Origin of the sequence: Microbacterium testaceum StLB037, assembly GCF_000202635.1 — a bacterium.
Classification (GTDB): Bacteria; Actinomycetota; Actinomycetes; order Actinomycetales; family Microbacteriaceae; genus Microbacterium; species Microbacterium testaceum_F.
Genome location: NC_015125.1, coordinates 327,855 through 351,392, shown reverse-complemented (window position 1 = coordinate 351,392; position 23,538 = coordinate 327,855). Strand labels below are relative to the sequence as shown.

Annotated in this window: 21 protein-coding genes; 12 read left to right on the top strand and 9 right to left on the bottom strand. The window is 71.2% G+C overall.

All coding sequences use genetic code 11. From position 1 onward, the window contains the following. The first annotated feature begins 40 nt into the window (after window positions 1–40). The 3 genes from MTES_RS01705 (at window position 41) to MTES_RS01695 (ending at window position 2,441) form a co-directional block, all read left to right on the top strand. On the top strand, window positions 41–1,201 hold the full coding sequence (locus MTES_RS01705) for a PrsW family intramembrane metalloprotease (RefSeq protein ID WP_013583440.1): 1,161 nt from the start codon (window positions 41–43) through the stop codon (window positions 1,199–1,201). 172 nt (window positions 1,202–1,373) lie between these two features. Next, entirely contained in the window at window positions 1,374–1,739 is a 366-nt protein-coding gene (locus MTES_RS01700) for an FKBP-type peptidyl-prolyl cis-trans isomerase (RefSeq protein ID WP_013583439.1), read from the top strand. A 141-nt stretch (window positions 1,740–1,880) separates the two neighbouring features. Continuing rightward, complete coding sequence (locus MTES_RS01695; protein ID WP_013583438.1) at window positions 1,881–2,441, top strand: YceI family protein; 561 nt, start codon at window positions 1,881–1,883, stop codon at window positions 2,439–2,441. 67 nt (window positions 2,442–2,508) lie between these two features. Here the strand turns inward: MTES_RS01695 and MTES_RS01690 are convergent, their stop codons facing one another. From MTES_RS01690 to MTES_RS01675, 4 genes are all read right to left on the bottom strand, one after another. Continuing rightward, complete coding sequence (locus MTES_RS01690) at window positions 2,509–3,426, bottom strand: DMT family transporter (RefSeq protein WP_013583437.1); 918 nt, start codon at window positions 3,424–3,426, stop codon at window positions 2,509–2,511. Window positions 3,427–3,505: 79 nt separating this feature from the next. Next, window positions 3,506–5,818 carry a molybdopterin-dependent oxidoreductase gene (locus tag MTES_RS01685; protein WP_013583436.1) on the bottom strand — a complete coding sequence of 771 codons (2,313 nt, stop codon included), beginning with the start codon at window positions 5,816–5,818 and terminating at the stop codon, window positions 3,506–3,508. Between the two features lie 79 nt (window positions 5,819–5,897). After that, window positions 5,898–7,202, bottom strand: coding sequence for an MFS transporter (locus MTES_RS01680; RefSeq protein WP_013583435.1), 1,305 nt, complete (start codon window positions 7,200–7,202; stop codon window positions 5,898–5,900). Continuing rightward, on the bottom strand, window positions 7,199–7,420 hold the full coding sequence (locus MTES_RS01675) for a DUF167 domain-containing protein (RefSeq protein ID WP_013583434.1): 222 nt from the start codon (window positions 7,418–7,420) through the stop codon (window positions 7,199–7,201). Before MTES_RS01675 ends, MTES_RS01680 begins: the two co-directional genes overlap by 4 nt. A 189-nt stretch (window positions 7,421–7,609) precedes the next feature. On the opposite strand from MTES_RS01675, the gene rpsO reads away from it, so the two are divergent. Continuing rightward, complete coding sequence (rpsO, locus tag MTES_RS01670; protein ID WP_013583433.1) at window positions 7,610–7,879, top strand: 30S ribosomal protein S15; 270 nt, start codon at window positions 7,610–7,612, stop codon at window positions 7,877–7,879. A gap of 233 nt (window positions 7,880–8,112) precedes the next feature. Here the strand turns inward: rpsO and MTES_RS01665 are convergent, their stop codons facing one another. Continuing rightward, window positions 8,113–9,129 carry an isopenicillin N synthase family dioxygenase gene (locus tag MTES_RS01665; RefSeq protein WP_013583432.1) on the bottom strand — a complete coding sequence of 339 codons (1,017 nt, stop codon included), beginning with the start codon at window positions 9,127–9,129 and terminating at the stop codon, window positions 8,113–8,115. Between the two features lie 252 nt (window positions 9,130–9,381). Here MTES_RS01665 and efeU point away from each other — a divergent pair, with 252 nt between their 5' ends. The 3 genes from efeU to efeB are packed head-to-tail and all read left to right on the top strand — an operon-like array spanning window position 9,382 to window position 12,955. Further along, a complete protein-coding gene (gene efeU / locus MTES_RS01660) occupies window positions 9,382–10,392 on the top strand; it encodes an iron uptake transporter permease EfeU (RefSeq protein ID WP_013583431.1) in 1,011 nt (336 codons plus the stop codon). Beyond that, the gene (gene efeO, locus MTES_RS01655) at window positions 10,389–11,618 is read left to right on the top strand and encodes an iron uptake system protein EfeO (RefSeq protein WP_013583430.1); all 1,230 of its coding nucleotides are present in this window, start codon (window positions 10,389–10,391) and stop codon (window positions 11,616–11,618) included. The genes efeU and efeO overlap by 4 nt, the downstream gene beginning before the upstream one ends. A gap of 2 nt (window positions 11,619–11,620) precedes the next feature. Beyond that, window positions 11,621–12,955: an iron uptake transporter deferrochelatase/peroxidase subunit gene (gene efeB / locus MTES_RS01650; protein WP_013583429.1), complete on the top strand. Its 1,335-nt coding sequence runs from the start codon at window positions 11,621–11,623 to the stop codon at window positions 12,953–12,955. 256 nt (window positions 12,956–13,211) lie between these two features. On the opposite strand, the gene MTES_RS01645 is transcribed toward efeB, so the two are convergent. Further along, window positions 13,212–14,285: an acyltransferase family protein gene (locus MTES_RS01645; protein WP_231848128.1), complete on the bottom strand. Its 1,074-nt coding sequence runs from the start codon at window positions 14,283–14,285 to the stop codon at window positions 13,212–13,214. A 137-nt stretch (window positions 14,286–14,422) separates the two neighbouring features. On the opposite strand from MTES_RS01645, the gene MTES_RS01640 reads away from it, so the two are divergent. From MTES_RS01640 to MTES_RS01630, 3 genes are all read left to right on the top strand, one after another. After that, window positions 14,423–15,652 (top strand): LLM class flavin-dependent oxidoreductase, encoded by a 1,230-nt coding sequence (locus tag MTES_RS01640; RefSeq protein ID WP_043360890.1) that lies wholly within the window; start codon window positions 14,423–14,425, stop codon window positions 15,650–15,652. 1 nt (window position 15,653) lies between these two features. Next, the gene (locus tag MTES_RS01635) at window positions 15,654–16,298 is read left to right on the top strand and encodes an FMN reductase (RefSeq protein WP_013583426.1); all 645 of its coding nucleotides are present in this window, start codon (window positions 15,654–15,656) and stop codon (window positions 16,296–16,298) included. Between the two features lie 203 nt (window positions 16,299–16,501). Further along, the gene (locus tag MTES_RS01630; RefSeq protein ID WP_013583425.1) at window positions 16,502–17,104 is read left to right on the top strand and encodes a class I SAM-dependent methyltransferase; all 603 of its coding nucleotides are present in this window, start codon (window positions 16,502–16,504) and stop codon (window positions 17,102–17,104) included. A gap of 439 nt (window positions 17,105–17,543) precedes the next feature. Here the strand turns inward: MTES_RS01630 and MTES_RS01625 are convergent, their stop codons facing one another. Continuing rightward, window positions 17,544–18,326, bottom strand: coding sequence for a DNA/RNA non-specific endonuclease (locus MTES_RS01625; protein ID WP_043360888.1), 783 nt, complete (start codon window positions 18,324–18,326; stop codon window positions 17,544–17,546). Window positions 18,327–18,372: 46 nt separating this feature from the next. On the opposite strand from MTES_RS01625, the gene MTES_RS01620 reads away from it, so the two are divergent. Continuing rightward, window positions 18,373–19,134 carry a fructosamine kinase family protein gene (locus tag MTES_RS01620; RefSeq protein ID WP_013583423.1) on the top strand — a complete coding sequence of 254 codons (762 nt, stop codon included), beginning with the start codon at window positions 18,373–18,375 and terminating at the stop codon, window positions 19,132–19,134. Between the two features lie 191 nt (window positions 19,135–19,325). Here MTES_RS01620 and MTES_RS01615 read toward each other — a convergent pair whose 3' ends face one another. Then, window positions 19,326–19,955, bottom strand: a complete 630-nt coding sequence (locus tag MTES_RS01615; protein ID WP_013583422.1) for a DedA family protein — start codon at window positions 19,953–19,955, stop codon at window positions 19,326–19,328. Between the two features lie 133 nt (window positions 19,956–20,088). On the opposite strand from MTES_RS01615, the gene MTES_RS01610 reads away from it, so the two are divergent. After that, entirely contained in the window at window positions 20,089–22,053 is a 1,965-nt protein-coding gene (locus MTES_RS01610) for a glycosyltransferase (protein ID WP_043361862.1), read from the top strand. Window positions 22,054–22,194: 141 nt separating this feature from the next. Here MTES_RS01610 and MTES_RS19790 read toward each other — a convergent pair whose 3' ends face one another. Continuing rightward, window positions 22,195–23,484, bottom strand: a complete 1,290-nt coding sequence (locus tag MTES_RS19790) for a hypothetical protein (RefSeq protein WP_231848126.1) — start codon at window positions 23,482–23,484, stop codon at window positions 22,195–22,197. Window positions 23,485–23,538 lie beyond the last annotated feature (54 nt).

Below are 23,538 nucleotides of genomic sequence, written 5' to 3'. Positions count from 1 at the left end.
CCCTCGAATCCTCCGCTCCGAGGGCCCCTAGGCTGTGCGCATGAGCTACCCGTCGCCGCTCTCGCAGCCGTCCCCGGGGCAACCGGCCCGGATCTCGACGACCCCGCCCGTCGCCGTCTCCGCCGCCCCGCCGCGGGTGCGCGGCGGGGGCGTGGCCCTGTGGATCGTCGCCGCTCTGCTGGTGCCGGTGCTGGCCCTGCTGGTGCTGTACTTCACGCGGTTCCTGGGGCCGGCGGCATCCTTCATCGGGCTCGTCCTGGCGGTCATCCCGTTCGTGGTCGTCTGGTTCGTGGTGCGCTACATCGACCGGTGGGAACCCGAGCCGCGCCGCCTGCTGATCTTCGCCGCCGCGTGGGGCGCGGTCGCAGCGGTGGCGATCGCGCTCGGCGTCGATCTGCTGGTCACTCTCGTCACGGGAGGGCTGCCGGATGCCGTGAGCTCGGTCGTGCAGGCACCGATCGTCGAGGAGGTCGCGAAGGGGCTCGGCATCCTGCTGCTGTACGCCTTCGCCCGGCGGTTCTTCGACGGCCCGGTCGACGGCATCGTCTACGGCGCGCTGATCGGCGCGGGCTTCGCGCTGACCGAGAACGTGCAGTACTTCGCGATCGGCTACCTCGAAGGGGGCCCCGGCGAGGTCGCGACCACGTTCTTCCTGCGGGCGGTGCTCTCGCCGTTCGCGCACGTCATGTTCACGAGCATCACCGGGTTCGCGTTCGGGCTCGCCGCGCGGCGATCCCTCCGCACCGGCGCCGCTCTCGGCTACGCCGTCCCGGGCCTGATCGGCGCGATCGTGCTGCATGCGGTGTGGAACGGTTCGGCCACGTTCTTCAACTTCTTCGAGGTCTACGCCACGCTGCAGGTGCCGTTGTTCGTCGCGTTCATCGTCGGCATCCTGTTCCTTCGTCGTGAGGAGTCGCGGCTCACGCGCGCCCGTCTCGGCGAGTACGCGGACGCCGGCTGGTTCACCCCGCAGGAGGTCGACATGCTGGCCACCGCGCCGGGGCGGCGCTCGGCCCTCGCGTGGTCGCGGACGCTCCGGGGTGACCGCTCCTCGATCATGAAGAGCTTCATCAGGGATGCCACCGCCCTGGCGGCCGCACGACAGAGGGCGCTCTCGGGCCGGGACCCGTACGCGGTGGCGACCGAGCGTCAGCTCCTGGAGCGGACGACGGCGGCGCGGGCGGCTCTGCTGGCGCCCTGACCGCGCGCGGCGGGGCATGCCGGCGACGGGTCTTGACAGCGCAACGAAGCGGGAGCACCATCGAGGTAGGCCAACTCAGCGCCCGGTAGACACGCAGGCATCGCCGCGGCACCGGGCGCTGAGTCTTGGTCCAGGGGGTTCGGCCACGCGCCGGGCGTGCTTGGATGGACTCATGACTGATCGCACCAAGCCGGAGTTCGACGCTCCCAGCGGCCCCGCCCCCTCCGACCTCGTCATCCGCGACATCATCGTCGGCGACGGCGACGAGGCCAAGCCCGGCGACACCGTCACCGTGCACTACGCCGGTGTCGAGTACGAGTCCGGCGAGGAGTTCGACTCCTCGTGGGGTCGTGGCGAGAGCATCCAGTTCCCCCTCCGCGGCCTCATCCAGGGCTGGCAGGACGGCATCCCGGGCATGAAGGTCGGCGGTCGTCGCGAGCTGGTCATCCCGCCGCACCTGGCCTACGGCCCCGCGGGCGGCCACTTCCTCGGCGGCAAGACGCTGATCTTCATCATCGACCTGCTCAAGGTCGGCTGACGACACATGATGTTCACGAACCCGAGGGAGCCGCGGCACCCTCGGGTTCGTCTTTTTTCACGATCGTGGAATACATTCGTGTGAATGGGAGTTTCCTCCCCGCAGGACGCCGATACGGCTCCCCAGACCTTTAGGAGTGACATGACCGACACCACCACGCTCGAGATCCCCGGCTACAAGGCGGGCACCTGGGTGCTCGACCCCTCGCACAGCGAGGTGACCTTCACCGTCCGTCACATGATGATCTCCAAGGTGCGCGGCACCTTCGGCATGAAGAGCGCCACGCTCGTCGCCCCCGAGAACCCCCTCGAGGCCACCGTCGAGGCGTCCGTCGACGTCACCTCGGTCGACACCAAGGACGAGGGGCGCGACCAGCACCTCCGTTCGGCCGAGTTCTTCGACGTCGAGACCTACCCGACGATGGACTTCCGCTCGACCGGTGTCCGCGTCGAGGACGGCGACTACCTCGTCGACGGCGAGCTCACCATCCGCGGCGTCAGCAAGCCCGCCACCTTCTCGATCGACTTCGGTGGCTTCGGCACCGACCCGTGGGGCAACTACAAGGTCGGCGCGACCGCCAAGACGGTCATCAACCGTGAGGACTTCGGCCTCACCTGGAACGCCGCTCTCGAGACCGGCGGCGTCCTCGTCGGCAAGGACGTCACCATCGAGCTCGACCTGCAGTTCGCTCACCAGGCGTGATCCTCACGAAGGCCCCGGATGCTCGGCATCCGGGGCCTTCGTCGTTCGCCGGCGCGGTGGCGGACGGTCAGACCCGGGCGGGCCGCGGCAGGCGGAGGCGCTGCTGCACGAGCAGGATCCCGAGGAAGACCACGGCGGCGCCCACCGGCTCGTTCCACGAGATGCGCTCGCCGAGGATCAGGATGCCGAGCGCCACCCCGACCACGGGGGTGATGTAGGTGACCGTCGAGGCGCGCGTGGGTCCCCAGGCGCGCAGGGTGTTCTGGTTCCAGACGTAGGCGATGCCGGTGCCGAGAACGCCGAGGGCGATGATGCTCCCCACCACCGGGAGCGTGAGGTGCATCGGTTCGGCCAGGATCAGCGGCGACAGCAGCACCATGAACGCCGCGGCCGGTCCGATGTAGCCGAACGCGAACGCGATGCCCGACAGGCCGGTGTCGCCGAGGAACCGCCGCATGTACGCGAGGCTGAAGCCATAGCACGCCGTGGCCCCGAGCAGGGCGAGCTGCGCGATCGTGCTGCCGCCGACGTCGGCGATCGCCCCGGGGGCGATGATGACGACCACGCCCACGATGCCGATCGCGATCCCGACGAGCTGGCCCAGTTTGAGACTCTCGACGCGGAAGACCGCCCACGCCATGATCGCCGTCATGATCGGCGTCGTCGCGTTGAAGATGCTGGCCAGCCCCGAGGACACGTGCTGCTCGGCCCAGGCGAAGAGCAGGAACGGCACGATGCAGAACGTCGCGGAGAGCACGCACAGGTGCCCCCAGACGCGGACGCTGCGGGGGAGGTGCTCGCGGCGGATCGCGACGATCGCCGCCAGAGCGAGCGCGCCGAACAGCAGACGACCGCCCGCGACCTGCGCCGGGGTCATGCCGGTGAGCGCGACCGCGATGAAGAGGAAGCTCGAACCCCACACGATGCCGGTGAGGACGAACTGCACGGCGATCGAGACGGGGGAGGGGGAGGATGCGGATGCCACGATGCCGACGATAGGGCCGGCGCGCCCCGTCGCGCGGACAGGGGCACTGCAACGGCGGAAATCCGCCGATCGATGACCGTCAGCCCCGGGCGTCGCCGCCCCGGTCGCGGCGAGCCGTGAGGGGCGGGGGCTCGTGGGCCCGCACCGGTGGGATGGGACCGTCGTAGTGCGCAACCGAGACCGCGACGCGCGCCCCGCTGGAGGCCTGCGTGAGCGTCGAGGTCCCCACGTCCTTCGTCAGGACGTTGACATTGCCGTTGATGCAGTCGGCGATGTGCGGGGCGCTGGGGTCGAACCACGATCCCGTGTGCATCTGGGCGACACCCGGGAGCAGCGCGTCCGTGACGATCACGCCGGCCAGGAGGCTTCCCTGCGCGCTGCGGACGATCGCGACGTCACCGTCCCGGATGCCCCGCGCGGCGGCATCCGTGCGGTTCAGACGGATCGGCTCGCGGCCGGCGACCTTCGTGGATCGGCTGGGTGCCGCCATATCGAGCTGACTGTGCAGGCGGTGGGAGGGCTGGTTGCACAGCAACTGCAGGTCGTACGGGGAGCCCGGGTCCGCCTCCGGCTCGATCCACAGGGCGTGCCCCGCCGTGTCGGGTAACGCGAACCCGTGGAGCGTCGACGAGAACAGCTCGATCAGACCGCTGGGGGTGTCGAGCGGGTGCGAGCCGGGATCGGCGCGGAACGCGGCGAAGGCTCCATCGCGGTACGGACGTTGCGGCAGCGCGGTACCGCCTTCGCGCCAGAACTCGGCGAACGACGGCGCCTCGGGGTTCTGTCCCCGCCACTGCTCGTAGATGCGCTCGAGCCAGGCCCGTGAGTCGAGTCCCTCGGAGTAGTCCGCGCCGAGACGCTCGGCGAGGCGGTCGTAGATCCAGAACTCCTCGCGGGCCTCGCCGACGGGAGCCACCGCGCGCGGCATGGCGCGCAGGCGGGAGTCGCCGGGGCCGGCCGCGATGTCGTCGCGCTCGAGCGGCGTCGCCGCGGGCAGGACGATGTCGGCGTGTCGGGCGGTCGGCGTCCAGTGGAACTCGTGCACCACGAGCGTGTCGATCCGCGCGAAGCCTCGGCGCAGACGCCGGATGTCCTGGTGGTGGTGGAACGGGTTGCCGCCCGCCCAGTACACGAGACGGATGTCGGGCAGGGGAAGCGTGCGGCCGTCGTAAGGGATCGTCTCGTCCGGGCGCAGGAGGAGGTCGCTGATCCGTGCGCACGGGATGAAGTCATCCACCGCGTTCCGGCCCTGGGGGAAGGTGGGCAGTCGCACCTGCTCGACCCCGATGCCGTGGTCGCCCATCGACCCGTAGCCGTGGGAGAAGCCGCCGCCGGGCAATCCGATCTGGCCGAGGAAGGCCGCGAAGGTCAGCGCGGCGAACACCGCTTGCTCGCCGTGCTCGGCGCGCTGCAAGGAGTACGTGACGTTGACCAGGGTCCGGCCCGCGGCGGCACGTCGCGCGAGGTCGCGGATCGAGCGCGCGGCGATTCCCGTGATGCCCGCGGCCCATTCCGCGGTCTTCGCCACCCCGTCGGGCTCTCCCCGCAGGTACGCGCGCACCTGATCGGCGCCGACGGTGCACGCGGACAGGAACGCGTCGTCAGCCAGTCCCTCCTCGACGAGGGTGTGCGTGAGGGCGAGGAGGAGAGCCGTGTCGGTGCCGGGACGGATGCCGACCCACTCGGCGTCCAGGTCGGCGGCGATGTCGTCGCGCTGCGCGGAGACGGACACGATGCGCGTGCTCTGCGCGGCCTCGCGCGACAGTCCGCCGACGACCTGGCGGTTGTGCCCGCCCGGGATCACCGAGGTGTTCGACAGGCGGACACCGCCGAAGCAGAGCAGGAGGTCGGTGTGCGCGGCGATGTGCGGCCACGACGGCGGACGCTTGCGGAGCTCCTCCATCCCGTTCCGGCCGATGAGGTGCGGAAGGAGGACGAGGCTGGCTCCGCGGCTGTAGTCGTTGATCGACGAGGTGTATCCGCCGATCGCGTTGAGGAAGCGATGCAGTTGACCCTGCGCGTGATGCAGGCGTCCGGCGCTTCCCCACCCGTAGGAGCCGCCGAAGATCGCCCGGTTGCCGTGCGCGGTGCGGACCCGGTCCAGTTCGGCGGCGAGCAGGTCGAGCGCTTCGTCCCACTCGACCTCCACGTACTCCTCGTCCGGGGCGCCTCGACGGTCGTCCGGACCGGGACCGTTCTCGAGCCACCGTCGACGGACCGCCGGACGCGTGACGCGGAGCGGGTGGTGCTGCGCCTCAGCGACGCCGGCGATCGCCGGGGAGGCGTCGGGGTCGTCCGCGTACGGCCTCGTCCCCAGCACCGTGCGGCCGTCGTCCGACACGTCGACCTGGAACGTGCCCCAGTGCGCGCTGCTCTGCGTGGTCCGCGTCATCCCGCCATGCTTTCCCAGGCGACGGGGGAAGAGACGTCGACGCGCAACGCGGCGACATATTCCGCGGTGTGCGACGGGTTCAGGGCTGAGGATCGAGCGCGTCGTAGGCCCGGAAGCGCGGCGAGAACCGCACGAGCGTGCCCACGATGGCCAGGATCAGGATGCCGCCGAACAGGGGAGGCACCCACAGGGCGGTCAGGGTCGCGAGGGTTCCGGCGTAGAGCGCCCCGATGCGGGGGCCGCCGGCCACCACGACGATGAAGATGCCCTGGAGGCGCCCGCGCATGGCATCCGGGACAGCCGCCTGCATCATGGTCGAGCGGTAGATCGCGCTGACGTTGTCGGCCGCTCCCGAGATGGCGAGAGTCACCGCGGCGAGGACGATCAGCGCGACGGCGGCGTGGGTCTCGTCGACGAGGTCGGGGCGGAGCCAGCCGAGGCTCGCGGCGACCAAGACCAGGCCGAACAGGCCGATCGACAGGCCGTAGACCTGGATCGCGCGCTCGATCCCGAGGCCCTGGCGTCGCACCCGCCCGATCGGGCCCGAGAAGAGGCTCGACAGGAACGCGCCGGCCGCGACCGCCGCCGTGAGGACGCCGGTGGTGATCGCCCCACCGCCCAGCAGCACCGCACCGATCGCGGGGAAGAGGGTGACGGGTTGGCCGAAGGTCATCGCCGTGATGTCGAGGAGGTACTGCAGGCGGATGTTCGGGGCGCGGCGCAGGAACCGCGCGCCGTCGCGGAGCGACTCGAGCCCGGGTCGCACGACCTCGCCCTCGGGACGCAGGCGCGGCAACGACCAGAGCCCCAGGAAGAGCGAGGTCATGAGGAGCACGTCGAGCGAGTAGGTCCAGGCGTATCCGGCCACCGCGACGAGCACACCGGCCAGCGCGGGTCCGGCCATCACCATGATTCCGACGGTGACTCCCTGGAGGGCCGCGGCGGCCGGCAGTAGCTCGCGGGGGATCAGCCGCGGGGTGATCGCCGACTTGGTCGCCATCACGATGGAGTTCGCAGCGGAGTTCACCACGCTGAGGACGAAGAGCCACCCGACCGTCTCGAGGCCCGTCCACGCGAGGGCAGCCAGCAACGCGGTCGAGACGAAGGTGACGACGGCCGCGAGAAGGGCGACCGTGCGCCGATCGAAGGCGTCGGCGAGCATGCCGCCGTAGAGACCCGCGAGGACCATGGGCAGGAGCCCCGCGACCGCGATCATCGAGACCGCGAAGGTGCTCTGCGTCAGCTCGAACACGTGCAGCATGACGGCGACGACCGTGAGCTGTCCGCCGAGGCCCGCGAGCGTCGACCCGATCCACAGCCGCGCGAACGCGGGGGAGGTGGTGAGCGGACGCAGATCGATGAACGCGCTCTTGCGGGCGCTCACGCGTCGACCTCGACGCGCTTCACTCGGGCGGCGTGCCCGCGCAGGATCTCGACATCGCGGGCCGGCACGCCGAAGTGCGCCGCGAGAGCCTTGACGACACCGGAGTTCGCCGCGCCGTCGACAGCGCGCTCGCGCACGTGCACCACGAGCCCCTCGGCGGTGTCTTCGACGAGGGGACCGCGTCGACTGCCGGGCTTGACGCGGACGGTGAGCTGCACGGATCGAGGCTACGCCAGGCGTCCGACACCGGGGCGCACCCGCTGCCCCGTGCGAGGGGGAGAGCAGGGCGGTCGCGGCATCCGGATGCTGGTAGACTCATGCGGTTGCCGTTCGATCGGCCGCGGATAAAGAGAGCTCGCACATCGTGTGACGGGCGCCGCGCAATGAGAAGGAAGGGGATCCCATCTATGGCACTCGAAGCAGACGTCAAGAAGGCGATCATCGAAGAGTACGCGACGCACCCCGGTGACACCGGATCCCCCGAGGTGCAGGTCGCGATGATGACGCAGCGCATCAAGGACCTCACCGAGCACCTCAAGATCCACAAGCACGACCACCACTCGCGCCGTGGACTCTTCCTGCTCGTCGGTCAGCGCCGTCGCCTGCTGGGTTACCTGCAGGACGTCGACATCAACCGTTACCGCTCGCTCATCGAGCGTCTCGGTCTGCGTCGCTAATCGCACCAGCGTTCTATCGCGCAAAACATTCTTGGAAGGCCGCCCCACGGTGTGGGGCGGCCTTCATCATTCCCCCGTGCGGGATGCGAGGCCCCTAAGCCCGTCGAAGGGAGCGGTGGCTTCGACGAGCTCAGCCACCTCGGCGCGTACGCGATAAACGCCGATCCTCTCGAAACACGCGGTGTCGCGGTGTGTCTCGAGAGGATCGGCGTTTATCGAGAGGTCCCCGGGCCTCAGGATGCCGCGCGGGCGGCCAGCAGGTCGGCGTGCCAGCGCTCGGCCACGTCGGGGTGGGCGCGCAGGCGCGACTTCAGGGCGTTCTCGCCGTAGGTCGCGTGGATGGGGTTGGTCGGGTCGTCGGTGACCCCGCGGACCTCGGATGCCAGCTCCTCGGGCAGCTCGATGATCGGCAGGCGCGCATCGAGCGCCGGGTTGAAGAAGAACGGCACCGAGATGCGCTCGTCGGGGTACTTCGGTGAGATCACGCGGTGGTTCGTCGCGGTCAGGTAGCCCTGGGTGGCGTACTCGAGCAGTTCGCCGATGTTGACGACGAACGCGCCGGGCACCGGGGGAGCGTCGACCCACTCGCCGTCGCGCTCGACCTGCAGGCCGCCCTTGCCGGGCTCGACCCACAGCAGCGTCAGGACGCCCGAGTCCTTGTGCGCTCCGACACCCTGCTGGGGAGTCGGGTCGTCCTTGCCGGGGTACCGGACGATCTTGATGAGGGTCTGCGGGTCGCCGAAGTGGCGGTCGAAGTACTGCTCCTCGGCGCCGAGGGCGAGCGCCCACGCGCGCAGCAGCTTGCGGGCCACGCCGGTGAGGTGGTCGTGCCACTCGGTGACGACCTCCTTCAGCTCGGGCTGCGCCGCGGGCCACAGGTTGGGCCCGACGAGACGGTTGTATCCCGGACCATCGGGGTCGTCGATCGCCGCGCGCTCGGGTCCGATGTCGATCTGCTCGCGCCAGTCGACGCGGCCCTGCGTGCGCTCGCCGCCGACCCGCGTGTAGCCGCGGAAGTGCGGGCTCGTCACGTTCTCGATCGCGAGCTTGTCGGCCTCGGGCAGTGCGAAGAAGTCCTTCGCCGCCCGCAGGAGGTTCGCCTCCAGTTCGGGGCTGACGCCGGTGCCGGTCAGGTAGAAGAAGCCGACGTCGTGGGTCGCGGCGCGCAGCTCGTCGCGGAAGCGGGCGGCGGCATCCGGTCCCTGGTCGAGGAGCGAGAGGTCGAGCACGGGGAGATTCAGGTCGGACATGCGACGAGGCTAGGTCGATCCGCCGAGCGATGGGCGAATGTTGCCGTCGGTTACCGTCCGGGCCGGACGGCGCCGCGTCCCGTCCGCGGGCCGGAAGACGTGCGTCCGAGGCGCGGCGGAGCAAACCCCGCCGATCGGCGGGGTGCGAACGGGCCACCGAATTGCGTATCGTGTCCAGGTCAGGTGAGGCTGCCCTTACCTTCCCGCAGTGCCGCGGCGCCCACCCCGAAACCGAAAGTCGGAATTCCGCCCGTGCTCGCCAGCTTCTTCGCCACGTTCCTCATCGGCCTCCGCGAAGGCCTCGAAGCCGCGCTCGTCGTCGGCATCCTGGTCGCGTATCTCACGCGCCTCGGGCGTCGTGACGCCCTGCCCCGTCTGTGGATCGGCGTCGGTCTCGCGGTCGTCCTGGCGCTCACGGTCGGCGCGATCTTCACGTTCGGCGCCTACATGCTGACCTTCGAAGCGCAGGAGCTCCTCGGCGGGGGGATGTCCCTCCTCGCCGTCGCGATGGTCACCTGGATGATCTTCTGGATGCAACGCGCCGGGCGCACGCTCAAGGCCGGGCTCGAGGGCGGGATCGACAAGGCCCTCCAGGGCGGTGTCTGGGCTCTCGTGGCCATCGGTTTCGTGTCGGTCGCACGCGAGGGCGTCGAGACGACCCTGCTGCTCTGGTCGATGGTGCAGGGCTTCGGCGACAGCCCGGTCGCTCTGCTCGGCGCGCTCCTCGGGCTCGTCACCGCCGTCGTGCTCGGCTGGCTGATCGCGCGCGGGATGCTGCGGCTGAACCTCGGACGCTTCTTCACCTGGACCGGGGGGTTCCTGGTCGTGGTCGCCGCCGGCGTGCTCGCCTACGCGTTCCACGATCTGCAGGAGGCCGGGGCGCTGCCCGGCCCCTTCGGCGCGGGCGCCACGCTCGACCCCGTCACCGGCGGAGTCGCCACGGGATGGGCGGGCTTCCCCTTCGGATGGGCCTTCGACGTGTCCGACACGATCGCCCCCGGTGGCCCGCTCGCCGCCCTCCTGCAGGCGACCGTCGGCTTCATGCCCGCGATGACGTGGCTCCAGGTCGTCGCCTGGACGGTCTACATCGCGGTGGTGGTGCCCCTGTTCGTGCGCGGCGTGCGCGCGAACCGTCGCCCGAAGGCGCCCGCCCCGACTCCCGCGGCCGACGACCCCGCGGCGAACGCCGCCCCCGATTCTCCCGACGCCGCTCGCGTGCCCGACGCCGCGGCATCCGTCACCCATCCGAATGGAGCATCATGACCCCGACTCGCCTCCTCGCGGCTACGGCCGTGGCCGGCGCGGCCGCCCTCGTCCTCGCCGGTTGCGTCGCCAAGACCGACGCGTCCGCCTCCGGAGCCCTCACGGTCACCTCGACCGACGACGGCTGCGCCGTCTCGTCCGCCTCGGTGCCCAGCGGGACCGTCGCGTTCGACGTGAGCAACAAGAGCGACCAGGTCACGGAGTTCTACCTGCTGGCATCCGATGGCCTTCGCATCGTCGGCGAGGTCGAGAACATCGCCCCCGGCGCATCGCGCAACCTCACCGTCGTCGCTCAGCCCGGCGACTACTTCACCCTCTGCAAGCCCGGCATGGTCGGCGACGGCGTGGGCAAGGCCAGCTTCTCGGTCACCGGAGACGCCGTCGCCGTCGAGGGTCCGGATGCCGAGCAGAAGCAGCAGGCCGTCGACCTCTACGCCGCGTTCGTCAAGGACCAGGTCGGTCAGCTGCTCCCCGCCGTGAAGACGTTCACGGCTGCGTACGAGTCGGGAGACGACGCCGCGGCGAAGGAGCAGTTCCCCCGCGTGCGCGCGTACTACGAGCGCATCGAGCCGATCGCTGAGGCGCTCGGTGACCTCGATCCGCGCATCGACTACCGCGAGGTCGACGCCGTGGCCGAGGGCCTCGACTGGACCGGGTTCCACCGCATCGAGAAGGACCTCTGGGTGCCCGCGCAGGATGCCCTGAACGCCGACGGCGAGACGCCCGCGTGGAAGGACTGGACCCCCTCGACCCCGGAGGAGCGGAAGACGCACGGCGACAAGCTCGTGTCCGACGTGCAGGAGCTGTACGACTACGTCCACGGTGACGAGTTCACCCAGGCGCTCGACACCCAGGGCGTGGCGGGCATCTCGAACGGTGCGATCGCGCTGCTCGACGAGGTCGCGAGCGGCAAGATCAGCGGTGAAGAGGACTGGTGGTCGGGAACCGACCTCTACGACTTCGCGGCGAACGTCGAGGGCTCCAAGATGGCGTTCTCGCTCGTGCGCGACTTCGCCGAATCCAAGGGCGACAAGGGTGCCGAGCTCGTCACGCGCATCGACAAGGGCTACGCCGACCTCGAGGCCGCTCTCGCTGCCCACGGCTCCGCGGACGCGGGCTTCGTCCCCTACTCCCAGCTGACCGAAGCCGACAAGCGCCAGTTCACCGACCTGATCAACGCGCTGGCCGAGCCGCTGTCGCAGCTGACGGTCACCGTCCTGGAGTGAGCGTGAGCGACGAAGAACAGACCCCTGCTGCCGCCGGACCCTCGGGTTCGGCGGCAGCCGCGCGTCCCGATGCCGCCGAGGCGGCCGCGGGAGTCTCGCGTCGCGATCTGATCGGCCTGGCCATCGGGGCGAGCGCGACGAGCCTCGTCGTCGGCGCGGGCGCCGGTCTCGTCGGCGGTGCCGCCTACGGCCAGGACCAGGCTCGACGGGTGATGGATGCCGCGGCCCCGGCATCCGGCATCCATCAGCCGGGGATCACCACGCCGGTGCAGGAGCACCTGCACTTCGCGGCGTACGACATGATGGCCCGCACGACCCGCGACGACCTCGCGGAGTTGCTGTCGGACTGGACGTACGCCGCCACCCGCATGATGCAGGGGCTCGACGTCAGTGCGACCGGCGCGCTCGGTGGATCGCCCGACGCGCCGCCGGACGACACGGGGGAGGCCGTCGGTCTCCCGGCGAGCAACCTCACGATCACCTTCGGCTTCGGCCCGTCGCTCTTCGACGCCCGCTTCGGACTCGAGGGGCAGCGCCCGCCCGGGCTCGAGCGGTTGCCGGCGTTCCTGAACGACGACCTCGATCCGCTGCGCTCCGACGGCGACCTGTGCATCCAGGCGTGCGCCGACGACCCGCAGGTGGCCGTGCACGCGATCCGCAACCTCAGCCGGATCGCTTTCGGCCGCGCGACGATCCGGTGGTCGCAGCTCGGGTTCGGTCGGACATCGAAGACCACCGCCGCTCAGACGACTCCGCGCAACCTCTTCGGCTTCAAGGACGGCACGGCGAACATCCTCGCCGACGACACGGCCGCGCTGGAGGAGAACGTCTGGGTCTCGGCATCCGAGGGTCCGGCGTGGCTCGCGGGCGGGTCGTACCTCGTCGCGCGTCGCATCGCGATGCTCATCGAGACGTGGGACCGCACGCGGCTCGCCGAGCAGGACCGCGTGATCGGCCGCGACAAGGGTGCGGGGGCACCGCTGTCGGGTGGCGACGAGTTCACCGCTCCCGACTTCGGCGCGACGGATGCCGGCGGCAAGCCGCGCATCGACCCGCGGAGCCACGTGAGCCGGGCGCATCCCGACAACAACGGCGGCATTCGCATCCTGCGTCGTGGCTACAACTTCGTCGACGGCACCACCGACCTCGGTCGACTGAACGCGGGGCTGTTCTTCCTGTCGTTCCAGAAGAGCCCCGACCGCTTCATCACGCTGCAGAAGGCGCTGTCGACGGATGCCATGGGCGAGTACATCCGCCACGTCGGCTCCGGGCTGTGGGCCGTGCCTCCGGCTCCGGCCTCGGGGACGTCGGTGGGGGCGGGGCTGCTGGGCTCCTGACCCGAACGTGCGGGGGCCGTGCCGACGCGCGGAGGGGGCTGAGCTCGTCGAAGCCACCGCGTGCGGTGGGGTTCGGTTCCTTCGACGGGCTCAGGGACCTTCGGCGGGCTCAGGGACCTTCGGCGGGCTCGGAGGCCTTGGTCGTGCGGGGTGGCTGAGCTCGTCGAAGCCACCGGGTGCGGCGCGAGCCGCCGCGCTACCGCGCCCCGCGGCCTGCGCCGAGCTCGCGCCACCGGGTGCGGCGCGAGCCGCCGCGCTACCGCGCCCCGCGGCCTGCGCCGAGCTCCCGGTCGCGGAAGAGCCACGGCATCCGGGGCTCCACCAGGGGACGTGTGAGGCGCCGTATCGGGCGGCTCGACAACGCAACAGCGATCGCGACGCTGGCAACGGCGACCACCGGGATCCACAGCCACATCGGCTCCAACCCGCGGAGGACGCCCGACTGGCGGAACGGGTAGAGCACGAACGTGTGCAGGAGGTAGACGTACATCGTGTACTGACCGAGGTGCGTCCACGACGTCCCGCGGCGGGGAATGAGCAGCAGGAACGCCGCCATCAGCGCGAGCGCCAGCGCGATGATCGCCAGTCGCACACCGCCCGCCCACCACTGCGGGGCGTCGAGGTCGGCGTAAGCGTCGACGAAGAAGAACCACGTCCCCAGGCGCACGTCGCGCCAGGTCTCGACGAAGACGAATGCCAGGACTCCCGCCCCGATCAGAACGCTCGCCGCGGAAGCCCGCAGCCAGAGCGGCCGCGCGGCCAGCAGCCCCGCCCGTGCGACGACGTCGTGCTCGCGGAGCCACCACCCAAGGGTGAAGAAGGGCAGCAGCCCGAGGAAGCGCGAGAGCGAGAACGTCGAGTCGATGCTCGGCAGGTACCCCGCCACGACCGAGATCACCAGGGCCCAGACCACGGGCGCCCGCAGCAGCGCGAGGTACGGCAGCACGAGTCGGAACAGCGCGAGCGCGAGCAGGAACCACAGCGTCCACGACGGCTGTGCCGGATCGAGGTTCGTCCTCCCCGTTACGAGGAACTGCGTGATCGTCCACAGCGTCTCGAAGATCACGTACGGCGCGACCAGGTCGGTGAACAGCCGCGCCATGCGTCGACGCGTGGGCTCGGCCGACGAGGAGAAGTACCCCGCGACCAGCGCGAACAGCGGCATGTGGAATGCGTAGACGAGCAGGTACAGCGCCTCCGCGGCATCCGAGTCGTACGTCAGGCGTTGGATCGCATGGCCGAACACGACCAGGATGATCGCGGCGAAGCGGGCGTTGTCCCAGAACGGGGTTCGAGTCGTCGTGGGGGGCGAGGTCATGGCATCCGTCATCCCGGGCGACGATAATCGCCACGCGAGCGAGGGTCCACGGGGGTGGATTCAGGATGCCGATGGGCTACGACGGAATAAAGATCGGCGTCCTGCGTTCTGACATGTATATTCAGATGCATACAAATAGGAGGCGCATCATGAGCGAGACGAGCAACTGGCCCGGAATGCAGTTCGGTGTCATGACGGTGAGCGACATCACCCAGGACCCCACCACGGGCAAGACGCCGAGCGAAGCTCAGCGCATCAAGGACACCCTCACGATCGCGAAGCACACCGAAGAGGTCGGCCTCGACGTCTTCGCCCTCGGTGAGCACCACAACCCGCCGTTCTGGTCGTCGTCGCCCACGACGACCCTCGCGTACATCGCGGCCCAGACCGAGCGCCTCATCCTCACGACCTCGACGACGCTCATCACCACGAACGACCCGGTGAAGATCGCGGAGGACTTCGCGATGCTGCAGCACGTGTCCGGCGGTCGCGCCGACCTCATGCTCGGTCGCGGCAACACCGGCCCGGTCTACCCCTGGTTCGGCAAGGACATCCGTCAGGGTCTGCCGCTGACCATCGAGAACTACGACCTGCTCCACAAGCTGTGGCGCGAGGATGTCGTCGACTGGGAGGGCACCTTCCGCACGCCCCTGCAGGGCTTCACCTCGACTCCGCGTCCGCTCGACGGCGTGCCCCCGTTCGTGTGGCACGGCTCGATCCGCACGCCCGAGATCGCCGAGCAGGCCGCGTACTACGGCAACGGCTTCTTCGCGAACAACATCTTCTGGCCCAAGGAGCACTACCAGCGCCTCATCACGCTGTACCGCGAGCGCTTCGCCCACTACGGTCACGGCACGCCCCAGCAGGCGATCGTCGGTCTCGGCGGCCAGGTGTTCATGCGGGCCAACTCGCAGGACGCGGTGCGGGAATTCCGCCCGTACTTCGACAACGCGCCCGTCTACGGCCACGGCCCGAGCCTCGAGGACTTCAGCGAGATGACCCCGCTGACGGTCGGCTCGCCGCAGCAGGTCATCGACCGGTACGCCGCGATGCGCGAGACCTTCGGCGACTACCAGCGCCAGCTCTTCCTCATCGACCACGCAGGGCTCCCGACGAAGACCGTGCTCGAGCAGCTCGACATCCTCGGATCCGAGGTCGTCCCGGTGCTGCGCAAGGAGCTGCAGAAGGACCGCCCCGCGGAGGTGCCCGACGCGCCCACGCACGCCAACCAGGTGGAGAAGATCTACGCCGGTGCGGCTCCGCGCCAGGCCGTCCCGGGAGCCAACCGCGGCGACAACATGGTGTCCGGAAGCCCGTACCAGGATGCCGCGAAGCCCGGCAGCGCCTTCGGTGCCGCCGCCGCGAAGGTCGGTGCCTGACATGACCGCTCGCCGCATCGCTGTCGTCACCGCGGGCCTGTCGACCCCCTCGTCGACGCGCATGCTCGGTGACCGTCTCGCACACGCCGCTCTGGCGGAGCTGCGCGAACGGGGCATCGAGGCCACGGCCGACGTGTTCGAACTGCGCGACTACGCCCACGACCTCACCGACAACCTGCTCACCGGCTTCGCACCCGCGCCCCTGGAGCAGATGATCAACACGGTCGTCTCGGCCGACGGTCTCATCGCCGTCACGCCGATCTTCTCGACGAGCTACTCAGGCCTGTTCAAGTCCTTCATCGACGTGCTCGACCCGCAGGCGCTCACCGGGACGCCGGTGCTGATCGGCGCGAACGCGGGTACGGCCCGGCACTCGCTCGCGATCGACTACGCCATCCGTCCGCTGTTCACGTACCTGCACGCCAACCCCGTGCCGACCGGCGTGTTCGCGGCATCCAGTGACTGGGGATCCAACGCCGACGAGGTCGCCCCGCTCGGCTCGCGCGTCGACCGCGGTGCTCGGGAGTTGGCGGATGCCATCGCCGCGCGCGAGCCCGTGCGCGACGCCGACCCGTTCGACCCCTCGTCGTACCTCGGCGAAGGTCGCTCCTTCGGACACCTGCTGGGCGGACTGTCGGGGGAGTAGCCCTTTCTCGAAGCCCCGTCGCCGTGTGGTGGCGGGGCTTCGCCGTGTCCGCGGGCCCGCCAGGGTGCACCGAACTCGGAGATTCACCTCGAACTCGGACCTTTTGGCGCGAAATCTCCGAGCTCGGCACGGATCTCCGACTTCGATGCGTTGTCCGCGGTCGCGCGCGCGGTTCTAAGGTGGGGGCGACGAGAGGGAGTCGAATGGATGCCGCGCAGTGGGACGAGCGCTACCGCGCCTCCGCCGGGGGAGTCTGGGCCGCCGAACCGCCCGCCGCGGTGCGGGAGATCCTCGCGCGGCTCACACCCGGGACCGCGATCGACGTCGCCACGGGGGATGGACGCACCGCGGTCTGGCTCGCCGATCGCGGGTGGGTCTGTACCGGCATCGACTTCTCCGTCGAGGGGCTCGCGCTCGCCGCGGCCCGGGCGGGCGGTGACGCCGTGACCTGGGCGCACGCCGACGTGCACGAGTGGGAGCCCGTGGCATCCGTGGATCTCGTCGTGTCGTGCTACCTGCACCTCGCGGACAGCGCCGTCGCCGTCGCACGCATGGCGGAGTGGGTGAAACCCGGGGGAGCGCTGGTGGTCATCGGGCACGACCTCGAGAACATCGCCGCGAGCGGCCACGGCCCGGCCGACCCCGCGATCCTCTACACGCCCGAGCTCCTGCGCGGCGCGCTCGACGAGCGGTTCCGCATCGAACGGTGCGAGCGCCTCACCCGGACGAGCGCGGATGCCGAACTGCGCGGGGGCCACGCGGCGGCCGCGATCGACACGCTCCTGCACGCGGTGCGCGTGCGCTGACGTCGCGCGTGGGGCCCGGGGCTCGTCGCGCCGGGTCGCTGGACTTGTCGCGCCGGGTCCCTGAGCTTCTCGCGTCGGGGCCCTGAGCTTGTCACGCCGGGCCCTGAGCTTGTCACGCAGGTCGCTGGGCTTGTCAGGCGAGGTCCCTGAGCTTGTCGAAGGGACCGGGACGCGTCGCGCCGGTGGCTTCGACGAGCTCAGCCACCTCGGTTCGGTGGGTCGTGTGGCGTCGGTGGCTTCGACGAGCTCAGCCACCTCGGGTCGGCGGGACGCGTCGCGCCGGTGGCTTCGACGAGCTCAGCCACCTCGGTTCGGTGGGTCGTGTGGCGTCGGTGGCTTCGACAAGCTCAGCCACCTCGGTCCGGCGGCCGCCGGGGAAGCGTGGGTGGCTTCGACGAGCTCCACCTGAGCCGGGTGGGGCGCTCGCGCGCGGGGACGGTCACAACACGATGTCGTCGAGGCTCTGGAGCTCCCGCGCGGCGACGGGACGAATCCCGCGTCGCACGAACGTGTCCGCCGCCGCGAGCGGACCCACGTCGATACCGGCCTCGGCGGCGATATCGGCGACGGGTACCTGGAATGTGCGGAACGCCCCGAGTGGCGGCACCGTCAGCCCCTGCCGCGTGTCGACGAGCTCGGTCTGATCGAGCAGGAACCCCGCCGCCGCCAGCGCGTCGCCGTCGCGCCACGCGGCGATCTTCCAGAACCGCAGCGGAACACGGATGCCGCGATACGGCGGGTCCTCATCGCCGAGCACCGGGGCGGTGAAGACCGCGAGGCGTTGGTCGGTGGTCTCCGCGTACGCCAGCACGTGGTCCTCGAGCCCCAACCACAGCTCTTTCGACTGGTTGAAGCCCGCCGCCTGCGGAGCGGCGTTCGTGTAGAAGAACGTCGCCTCGGTGGCATCCCGAGCCTCTTCTGGCGAACCCCAGCCGGGGTCGCGTCGACGCACGAGGTGCCCCCGGTCGAGATCATTGCGGCTGTAGATCTCGGGGCCGGCCTGCGCGTCGGCGGCCACGCGCGGGTCGAGGCGCCACTCGCCCGTGCGCGGCTGTTCGCGGAGGCCGGCCCCGTCGATGACGACGCCGGTGACGGCGGCGAATCGGCGTTGCTCGTCGAGCAGCACCGAGAACCTCGGGTAATCGAGCCGGGTCGCCGACACGGCCGGTGCGGGCAGGGGGAGAGGGATGCCGAGGAAGTCCGGGTCGTAGCCGTCGCTCATGCCTCCATCGTGCCCGGGGCCACCGACATCGCGACAGACTGGAGCGATGGACGCGCACGTGAAGACCCGGGCCGACGCCCCCGCCGGCTTCTTCGCCGCCGAGGCCGCGGGACTCCGGTGGCTGGCCGCCGCCGAGGGGGCGCGCATCGCGCGGGTGATCGACGTCGCGGACGACCGCATCGCCATCGAGCGCGTCGCGGGCGCGAGGCCGGCGGAGCGGGCCGCCGATGCCTTCGGCGCGGCGCTCGCCGCGACCCACTCCGCCGGTGCGGCCGCGTTCGGTTCCCCGCCGCCCGGGTGGGAGGGCGACATCTTCATCGGTCGCCGCTCGCAGCCCGCCCGACCCACCGCGACCTGGGGTGCGTTCTACGCCCGCCAGCGCGTCGAGCCGTTCGTCCCCCTCGCCGTCGAGGCGGGGAACCTCTCGGCATCCGGTGCGGAGATCGTGCGCCGCGTGTGCGGGCTGATCGCCGAGGGCGCGTTCGACGACGAGGAGCCGCCCGCGCGCCTGCACGGGGACCTGTGGACGGGGAACGTCCTCTGGTCGCCCGAGGGCGTGGTGCTCATCGACCCGGCGGCGCACGGCGGGCACCGCGAGACCGACCTGGCGATGCTCGCGCTGTTCGGCTGCCCGTTCCTCGAGCGGATCCTCGCGGCGTATGACCGCTCGCGTCCGCTCCGCGCCGGATGGCGAGAGCGTGTGCCGCTGCACCAGTTGCATCCGCTCGCGGTGCACGCGGCGGGTCCCGGGCCGTCGTACGGCCGTGCGCTGGTCGAGGCGGCGGAGCAGACGCTCGCCCTCGTCTGAGGCGCCGGCCGCCGGCATCCGTCCCGCGATCTGGCGAGTGGCCGCCCGGCGGCGCGCGGTGGAAGCCGCGACCTCGATCGGTGCAGCGGAATCGGAGATACTCCTCGGAATCGGAGCGAACCGCCGCGCGGGTCCGATTCCGCGGCTTCGATCCGATTCTGAGGGACCGCGGCCGCGCCCCGCCGCGACCGTCACCGTCCGCCGTGCAGATCCGCCCGCCGCTTCGCCCGTCGCTTCGCCCGCCGGGCGAGCACGAAGTCGATCCCGACACCGATCCCCACCGCCACCACGATCGAGACGATCACCGCGACGACCGGACCACCCGGCACCACCGCGGCGACCACCGCGCCGATGACGGCCTGATACGCCGCCCAGGCGAGAGCAGCCAGCGCGGCCACCCCGAGGTACCGCACCGGGTTCACCCGCGCCGCTCCCGCCGCGAGGTTCACCGCGAGCCGCGCGAACGGCACGAACCGCGCGGTGAAGAGCACCACGGCGGCATTGCGCTCGAGCCGGGCCCGCGCCCAATCGAGAGCGGCGCGCACGCGCGGACCCCTCATCCACGCCCAGCGCTCGACGCCCACCGTGCGCCCCACGAGGTAGCAGCCGGCGTCGCCCGCGAAGGCGGCCGCGCCGGCGACGACGATCACCCCGGCGAGGGGTGGTGTCCCGTGCGACACGGCCAGCGCTCCGAACGCGGTAACCGCCGCCTCTCCCGGAATCACGACGAGGAACGCGTCCGCGAACACGAGTACGGCCATCCCGAGCAGGGCCCAAGGGCTCGCCGCGATCGTCTGCAGCCAGGCATCGATCCCGTCCATTCGGTCACTCTCCGCGGTGGATCCAGACGCCCCGCCCACGCGGTGGTGACGCCCAGCGGAGCATCCGGTGAACATCGCGAACGTCGGCACCTGCGAGCCCCCGCGGCGGGCCGATGCGCCCCACCCTGGTCTCGTGAGAGTCGCGCTGCTGGCCGAGTCCTTCCTTCCGCACATGAACGGGGTCACCGGTTCCGTTCTCCACGTGCTGCGCCATCTCGCCGAGGCGGGGCACGAGACCTTGGTCATCGCCCCGAAATCCGGCGATGTGACCGCCGATCTGCACGGCGCACGGACCGAACTCCTCCGTTCGGTCCCGCTGCCCTCCTACCCCGAAGTCCGCGTGGTGTTCGCCCGGGCGGCGCGCCTGGGGGCGCTGCTGCGCGACTTCGACCCCGACGTCGTGCACCTGGCATCCCCGTTCGTCCTCGGGTGGCAGGGTCTCGCCGCCGCCGACGCCCTGCGCATCCCCACCGTCGCGGTCTACCAGACCGACGTGGTCGCCTACGCGCAGAAGTACGGCCTTCCGCACGCGACCGCCCTCGTCGAGGGACACGTCGCGCGACTGCACCGCCGCGCCACCCTCACGCTCGCTCCCTCGTCGGCCTCGATGCGCCAGCTCGAGAGCCTGGGCGTCGACCGGCTGCGACGGTGGGGCAGGGGAGTGGATGCCGTGCGCTTCGCGCCCGCCCACCGCGACGACGCCTGGCGAGCCGAGGTCGCGCCGAACGGCGAACGCATCATCGGCTACGTCGGACGCCTCGCCCCCGAGAAGCAGGTCGACGACCTCCGTGCCCTCGCGGGCGTGCCGAACACGCGCCTCGTGATCGTCGGCGACGGGCCGTCGAGAGCGGGCCTTCAGACGGCGATTCCGGATGCCGTCTTCACCGGCCATCTCTCGGGAGACACGCTCGCGCGGGCCATGGCCGGCTTCGACGTCTTCGTGCACCCGGGCGAGAGCGAGACGTTCGGGCAGACCATCCAGGAGGCCCTCGCGAGCGGCGTTCCGGTCGTCGCGACGGGCGTGGGCGGGCCGCTCGATCTCGTCCGCTCCAGCGTGGACGGGTGGCTTTACCGGCCCGGCGACCTCGACGACCTGCGCGCGCGGGTGTCCGACCTCGTCGGGGACGAGTCCAAGCGTCAGGCGTTCTCTCGCGCCGCGCGTGACGCGGTGGCGGGACGCACGTGGTCCGCGCTCACCGACGACCTCGTGGGGCACTACCGCGAGGCACGGGCGCTGCGCGCGATCGACGACAGCCTGCTCGTGCGCGGAGCTCGACGTCCGGCCGCGCCCGTGGCATCCCGGGCCCGCGGCCGGTGGACGCGCTTCGTCGCCCTGGGCGACTCGCTCACCGAGGGGCTGTGCGACCAGTCGCGCATGCCGTCGGGCGCGTATCGCGGGTGGGCCGACCGTCTCGCCGAGCTGCTCGCGGGAACGAGCGAGGACGGACCGTTCCGGTACGCGAACCTCGCGGTGCGCAGTCGGCGCGTGCGTCACCTCATCGACGAGCAGGTGCCCGCGGCGCTCGAGATGAAGCCGGACCTCGTGTCGATCCTCATCGGCGCGAACGACCTCGTCGGCCCGCACCCCGTGATTCCGGCGATCGTCGCGGAGGTCGAGTCCGCGGTGCGTGCCGTCCGCCGGACGGGCGCCGACGTGCTTCTCGTCACGACCTTCCTGCCGCACCGCGCGGCCGCGCGGCTCTTCGCTCGCCGGTTCTCGGCGTACAACGTCGAGCTGCGCCGCATCGCGGCCGAGCAGGGGGCGATCCTGCTCGACCTCGAGGCCGTGGCGGAGCTCGGCGAGCTCCCGCTGTGGGCGGATGACCTCGTCCACCTGCGCTCGGCCGGACACCGCCTGGTCGCCTACCGCGCCGCCGAGGCACTGGGCGTGCCCGACGCGGCCGCGCTGCTCGGCCTCGACGAGGCGCTGCACGCCGACGACGAGCCGGCCCGCGGCGGCTGGATCACCCGCGATGCACTGCCGTGGGTGTGGCGGCGGGTCCGTGGCCGCACGGCCGGCGATGGTGTGTCGGCGAAGCACTCCGCCTATGTCGAGTTGCCGACGCGCGGCGACCGGGAGCGCGCTCGGACGTCGTAGCAGGTTCCGGTGGCTTCGACAGGCTCAGCCACCTCGCCGCGCGGCGGTCGGCGGGGGAGGTCCCTGAGCGTGTCGAAGGGACCGGCTAGGGCTCGAAGGAGGTCCCTGAGCGTGTCGAAGGGACCGGGCGCAGGCTCGCGGTCAGTACCAGCCGGTCTGCTCCGAGTGGCCCCACGCTCCGCACGGCGCGCCGTACCGTGAACTGATGTACGACAGACCCCAGGCGATCTGGGTCGCCGCGTTCGTCCGCCAGTCGGGACCCGCGGATGCCATCTTCTCGCCGGGCAGCGCTTGGGGGATGCCGTAGGCACCGCTCCAGGGGTTCAGCGCGTCGGCGCGCCATCCGGACTCGCGATTCCACAGGGACACCAGGCAGGAGAACTGATCGTCTCCCCATCCGTAGCCGCGGATCGCGCCGCGGGCGTAGTCGCGCGCCTCGCCGGGGCTCATGATCGGGCCGGCCGGTGCGGTCGGCGGGGGAGTGGTGCCGCCGCCGTTGTTTCCGCCGCCGTTGTTCCCGCCGCCGTTGTTCCCGCCGCCTCCGTTGTCGGAGCCGCCTCCGTTGTTTCCGCCCCCGTTGTTCCCGCTGCCCCCGTTGTCGTTGGAGCCGCCGTTGTTGGTGTTGCCGCCGCCGCCGTTGCCGTTTCCGCCGCCACCGCTGTTGTTGTTGCTGCCCCCGCCGTTCCCACCCGGCTCCTGCGCCTCGCGTTGGGTCTGCTCGCGCAACCGCGCTTCGCGCTCCTGCTGAGCCGTCGTCTCGCGCAGGGCCGCGAGTCGAGCGAAGAGGGCATCGAGCTGCGCTTGCGCCGACTGGACGGCCTGCGACTCGGTGTCGGCCTCGGTCTGGGCGGTGGCGGCTGTCGCCGCGGATTCCGTCGCCAGGCGCGCGGCTTCGGTGCGGGCCGCATCGGCCTGCGCTCGAAGCGAGGTCGCGACATCCGCCGCGCTCCGCGCTTCGCCGGCGTCGCGCGTCGTCAGGGTCGCGACACGGTCGAGGATTCCCAGACGCTCCAGGAGCGAGTCGGGGTCGGCGCTGGTGAGCAGCTGGGCCACGAGCGGTCCGTTGCCCGTGGTGCGGTAGAGGCGAGCAGCGCTCGCCCCGGCGCGTGCGTGGGCGGATGCCAGAGCAGCGTCGGCGGCCGAACTCTGCGCGCTGAGGGCCTCGGCGCGTGCGGCGGTGGACTCGGCGAGCACGCGCGTCCGCTCGGCTTCCGCGGAGGCGTCGAGGGCACGCCGCGATGCCGCCGCGGCGGAGGCCTCAGCGGCGTCCAGCTCCTTTTTCACCTCGATGACGGCGGGGTCGTTCTCGTCGGCTGCGGCGGTGAGGACGACGGACGACGAGGTCGAGGCCCAGGCGGGCGCGGGGGCGACGGCGGCGCCGATCAGCGCGCACGCGAGAAGCGTGTGACTGGTGCGACGAATGAGGCCCATGAGGCCACTGTATTCGTCGCGCCGTGTCGGAACCACCCGAATCATCACGGCGCT

What these genes read in the sequence shown, in the direction of transcription:
- MTES_RS01630 (WP_013583425.1), top strand. Translation starts at nt 16,502, where the DNA reads ATGGATGCCGCGCAGTGGGACGAGCGCTACCGCGCCTCCGCCGGGGGA.
- MTES_RS01685 (WP_013583436.1), bottom strand. Translation starts at nt 5,818, where the DNA reads ATGACGCGGACCACGCAGAGCAGCGCGCACTGGGGCACGTTCCAGGTC.
- efeO (WP_013583430.1), top strand. Translation starts at nt 10,389, where the DNA reads ATGACCCCGACTCGCCTCCTCGCGGCTACGGCCGTGGCCGGCGCGGCC.
- MTES_RS19790 (WP_231848126.1), bottom strand. Translation starts at nt 23,484, where the DNA reads ATGGGCCTCATTCGTCGCACCAGTCACACGCTTCTCGCGTGCGCGCTG.
- MTES_RS01615 (WP_013583422.1), bottom strand. Translation starts at nt 19,955, where the DNA reads ATGGACGGGATCGATGCCTGGCTGCAGACGATCGCGGCGAGCCCTTGG.
- MTES_RS01705 (WP_013583440.1), top strand. Translation starts at nt 41, where the DNA reads ATGAGCTACCCGTCGCCGCTCTCGCAGCCGTCCCCGGGGCAACCGGCC.
- MTES_RS01620 (WP_013583423.1), top strand. Translation starts at nt 18,373, where the DNA reads ATGGACGCGCACGTGAAGACCCGGGCCGACGCCCCCGCCGGCTTCTTC.
- MTES_RS01665 (WP_013583432.1), bottom strand. Translation starts at nt 9,129, where the DNA reads ATGTCCGACCTGAATCTCCCCGTGCTCGACCTCTCGCTCCTCGACCAG.
- MTES_RS01645 (WP_231848128.1), bottom strand. Translation starts at nt 14,285, where the DNA reads ATGACGGATGCCATGACCTCGCCCCCCACGACGACTCGAACCCCGTTC.
- MTES_RS01695 (WP_013583438.1), top strand. Translation starts at nt 1,881, where the DNA reads ATGACCGACACCACCACGCTCGAGATCCCCGGCTACAAGGCGGGCACC.
- MTES_RS01635 (WP_013583426.1), top strand. Translation starts at nt 15,654, where the DNA reads ATGACCGCTCGCCGCATCGCTGTCGTCACCGCGGGCCTGTCGACCCCC.
- MTES_RS01700 (WP_013583439.1), top strand. Translation starts at nt 1,374, where the DNA reads ATGACTGATCGCACCAAGCCGGAGTTCGACGCTCCCAGCGGCCCCGCC.
- MTES_RS01640 (WP_043360890.1), top strand. Translation starts at nt 14,423, where the DNA reads ATGAGCGAGACGAGCAACTGGCCCGGAATGCAGTTCGGTGTCATGACG.
- rpsO (WP_013583433.1), top strand. Translation starts at nt 7,610, where the DNA reads ATGGCACTCGAAGCAGACGTCAAGAAGGCGATCATCGAAGAGTACGCG.
- MTES_RS01625 (WP_043360888.1), bottom strand. Translation starts at nt 18,326, where the DNA reads ATGAGCGACGGCTACGACCCGGACTTCCTCGGCATCCCTCTCCCCCTG.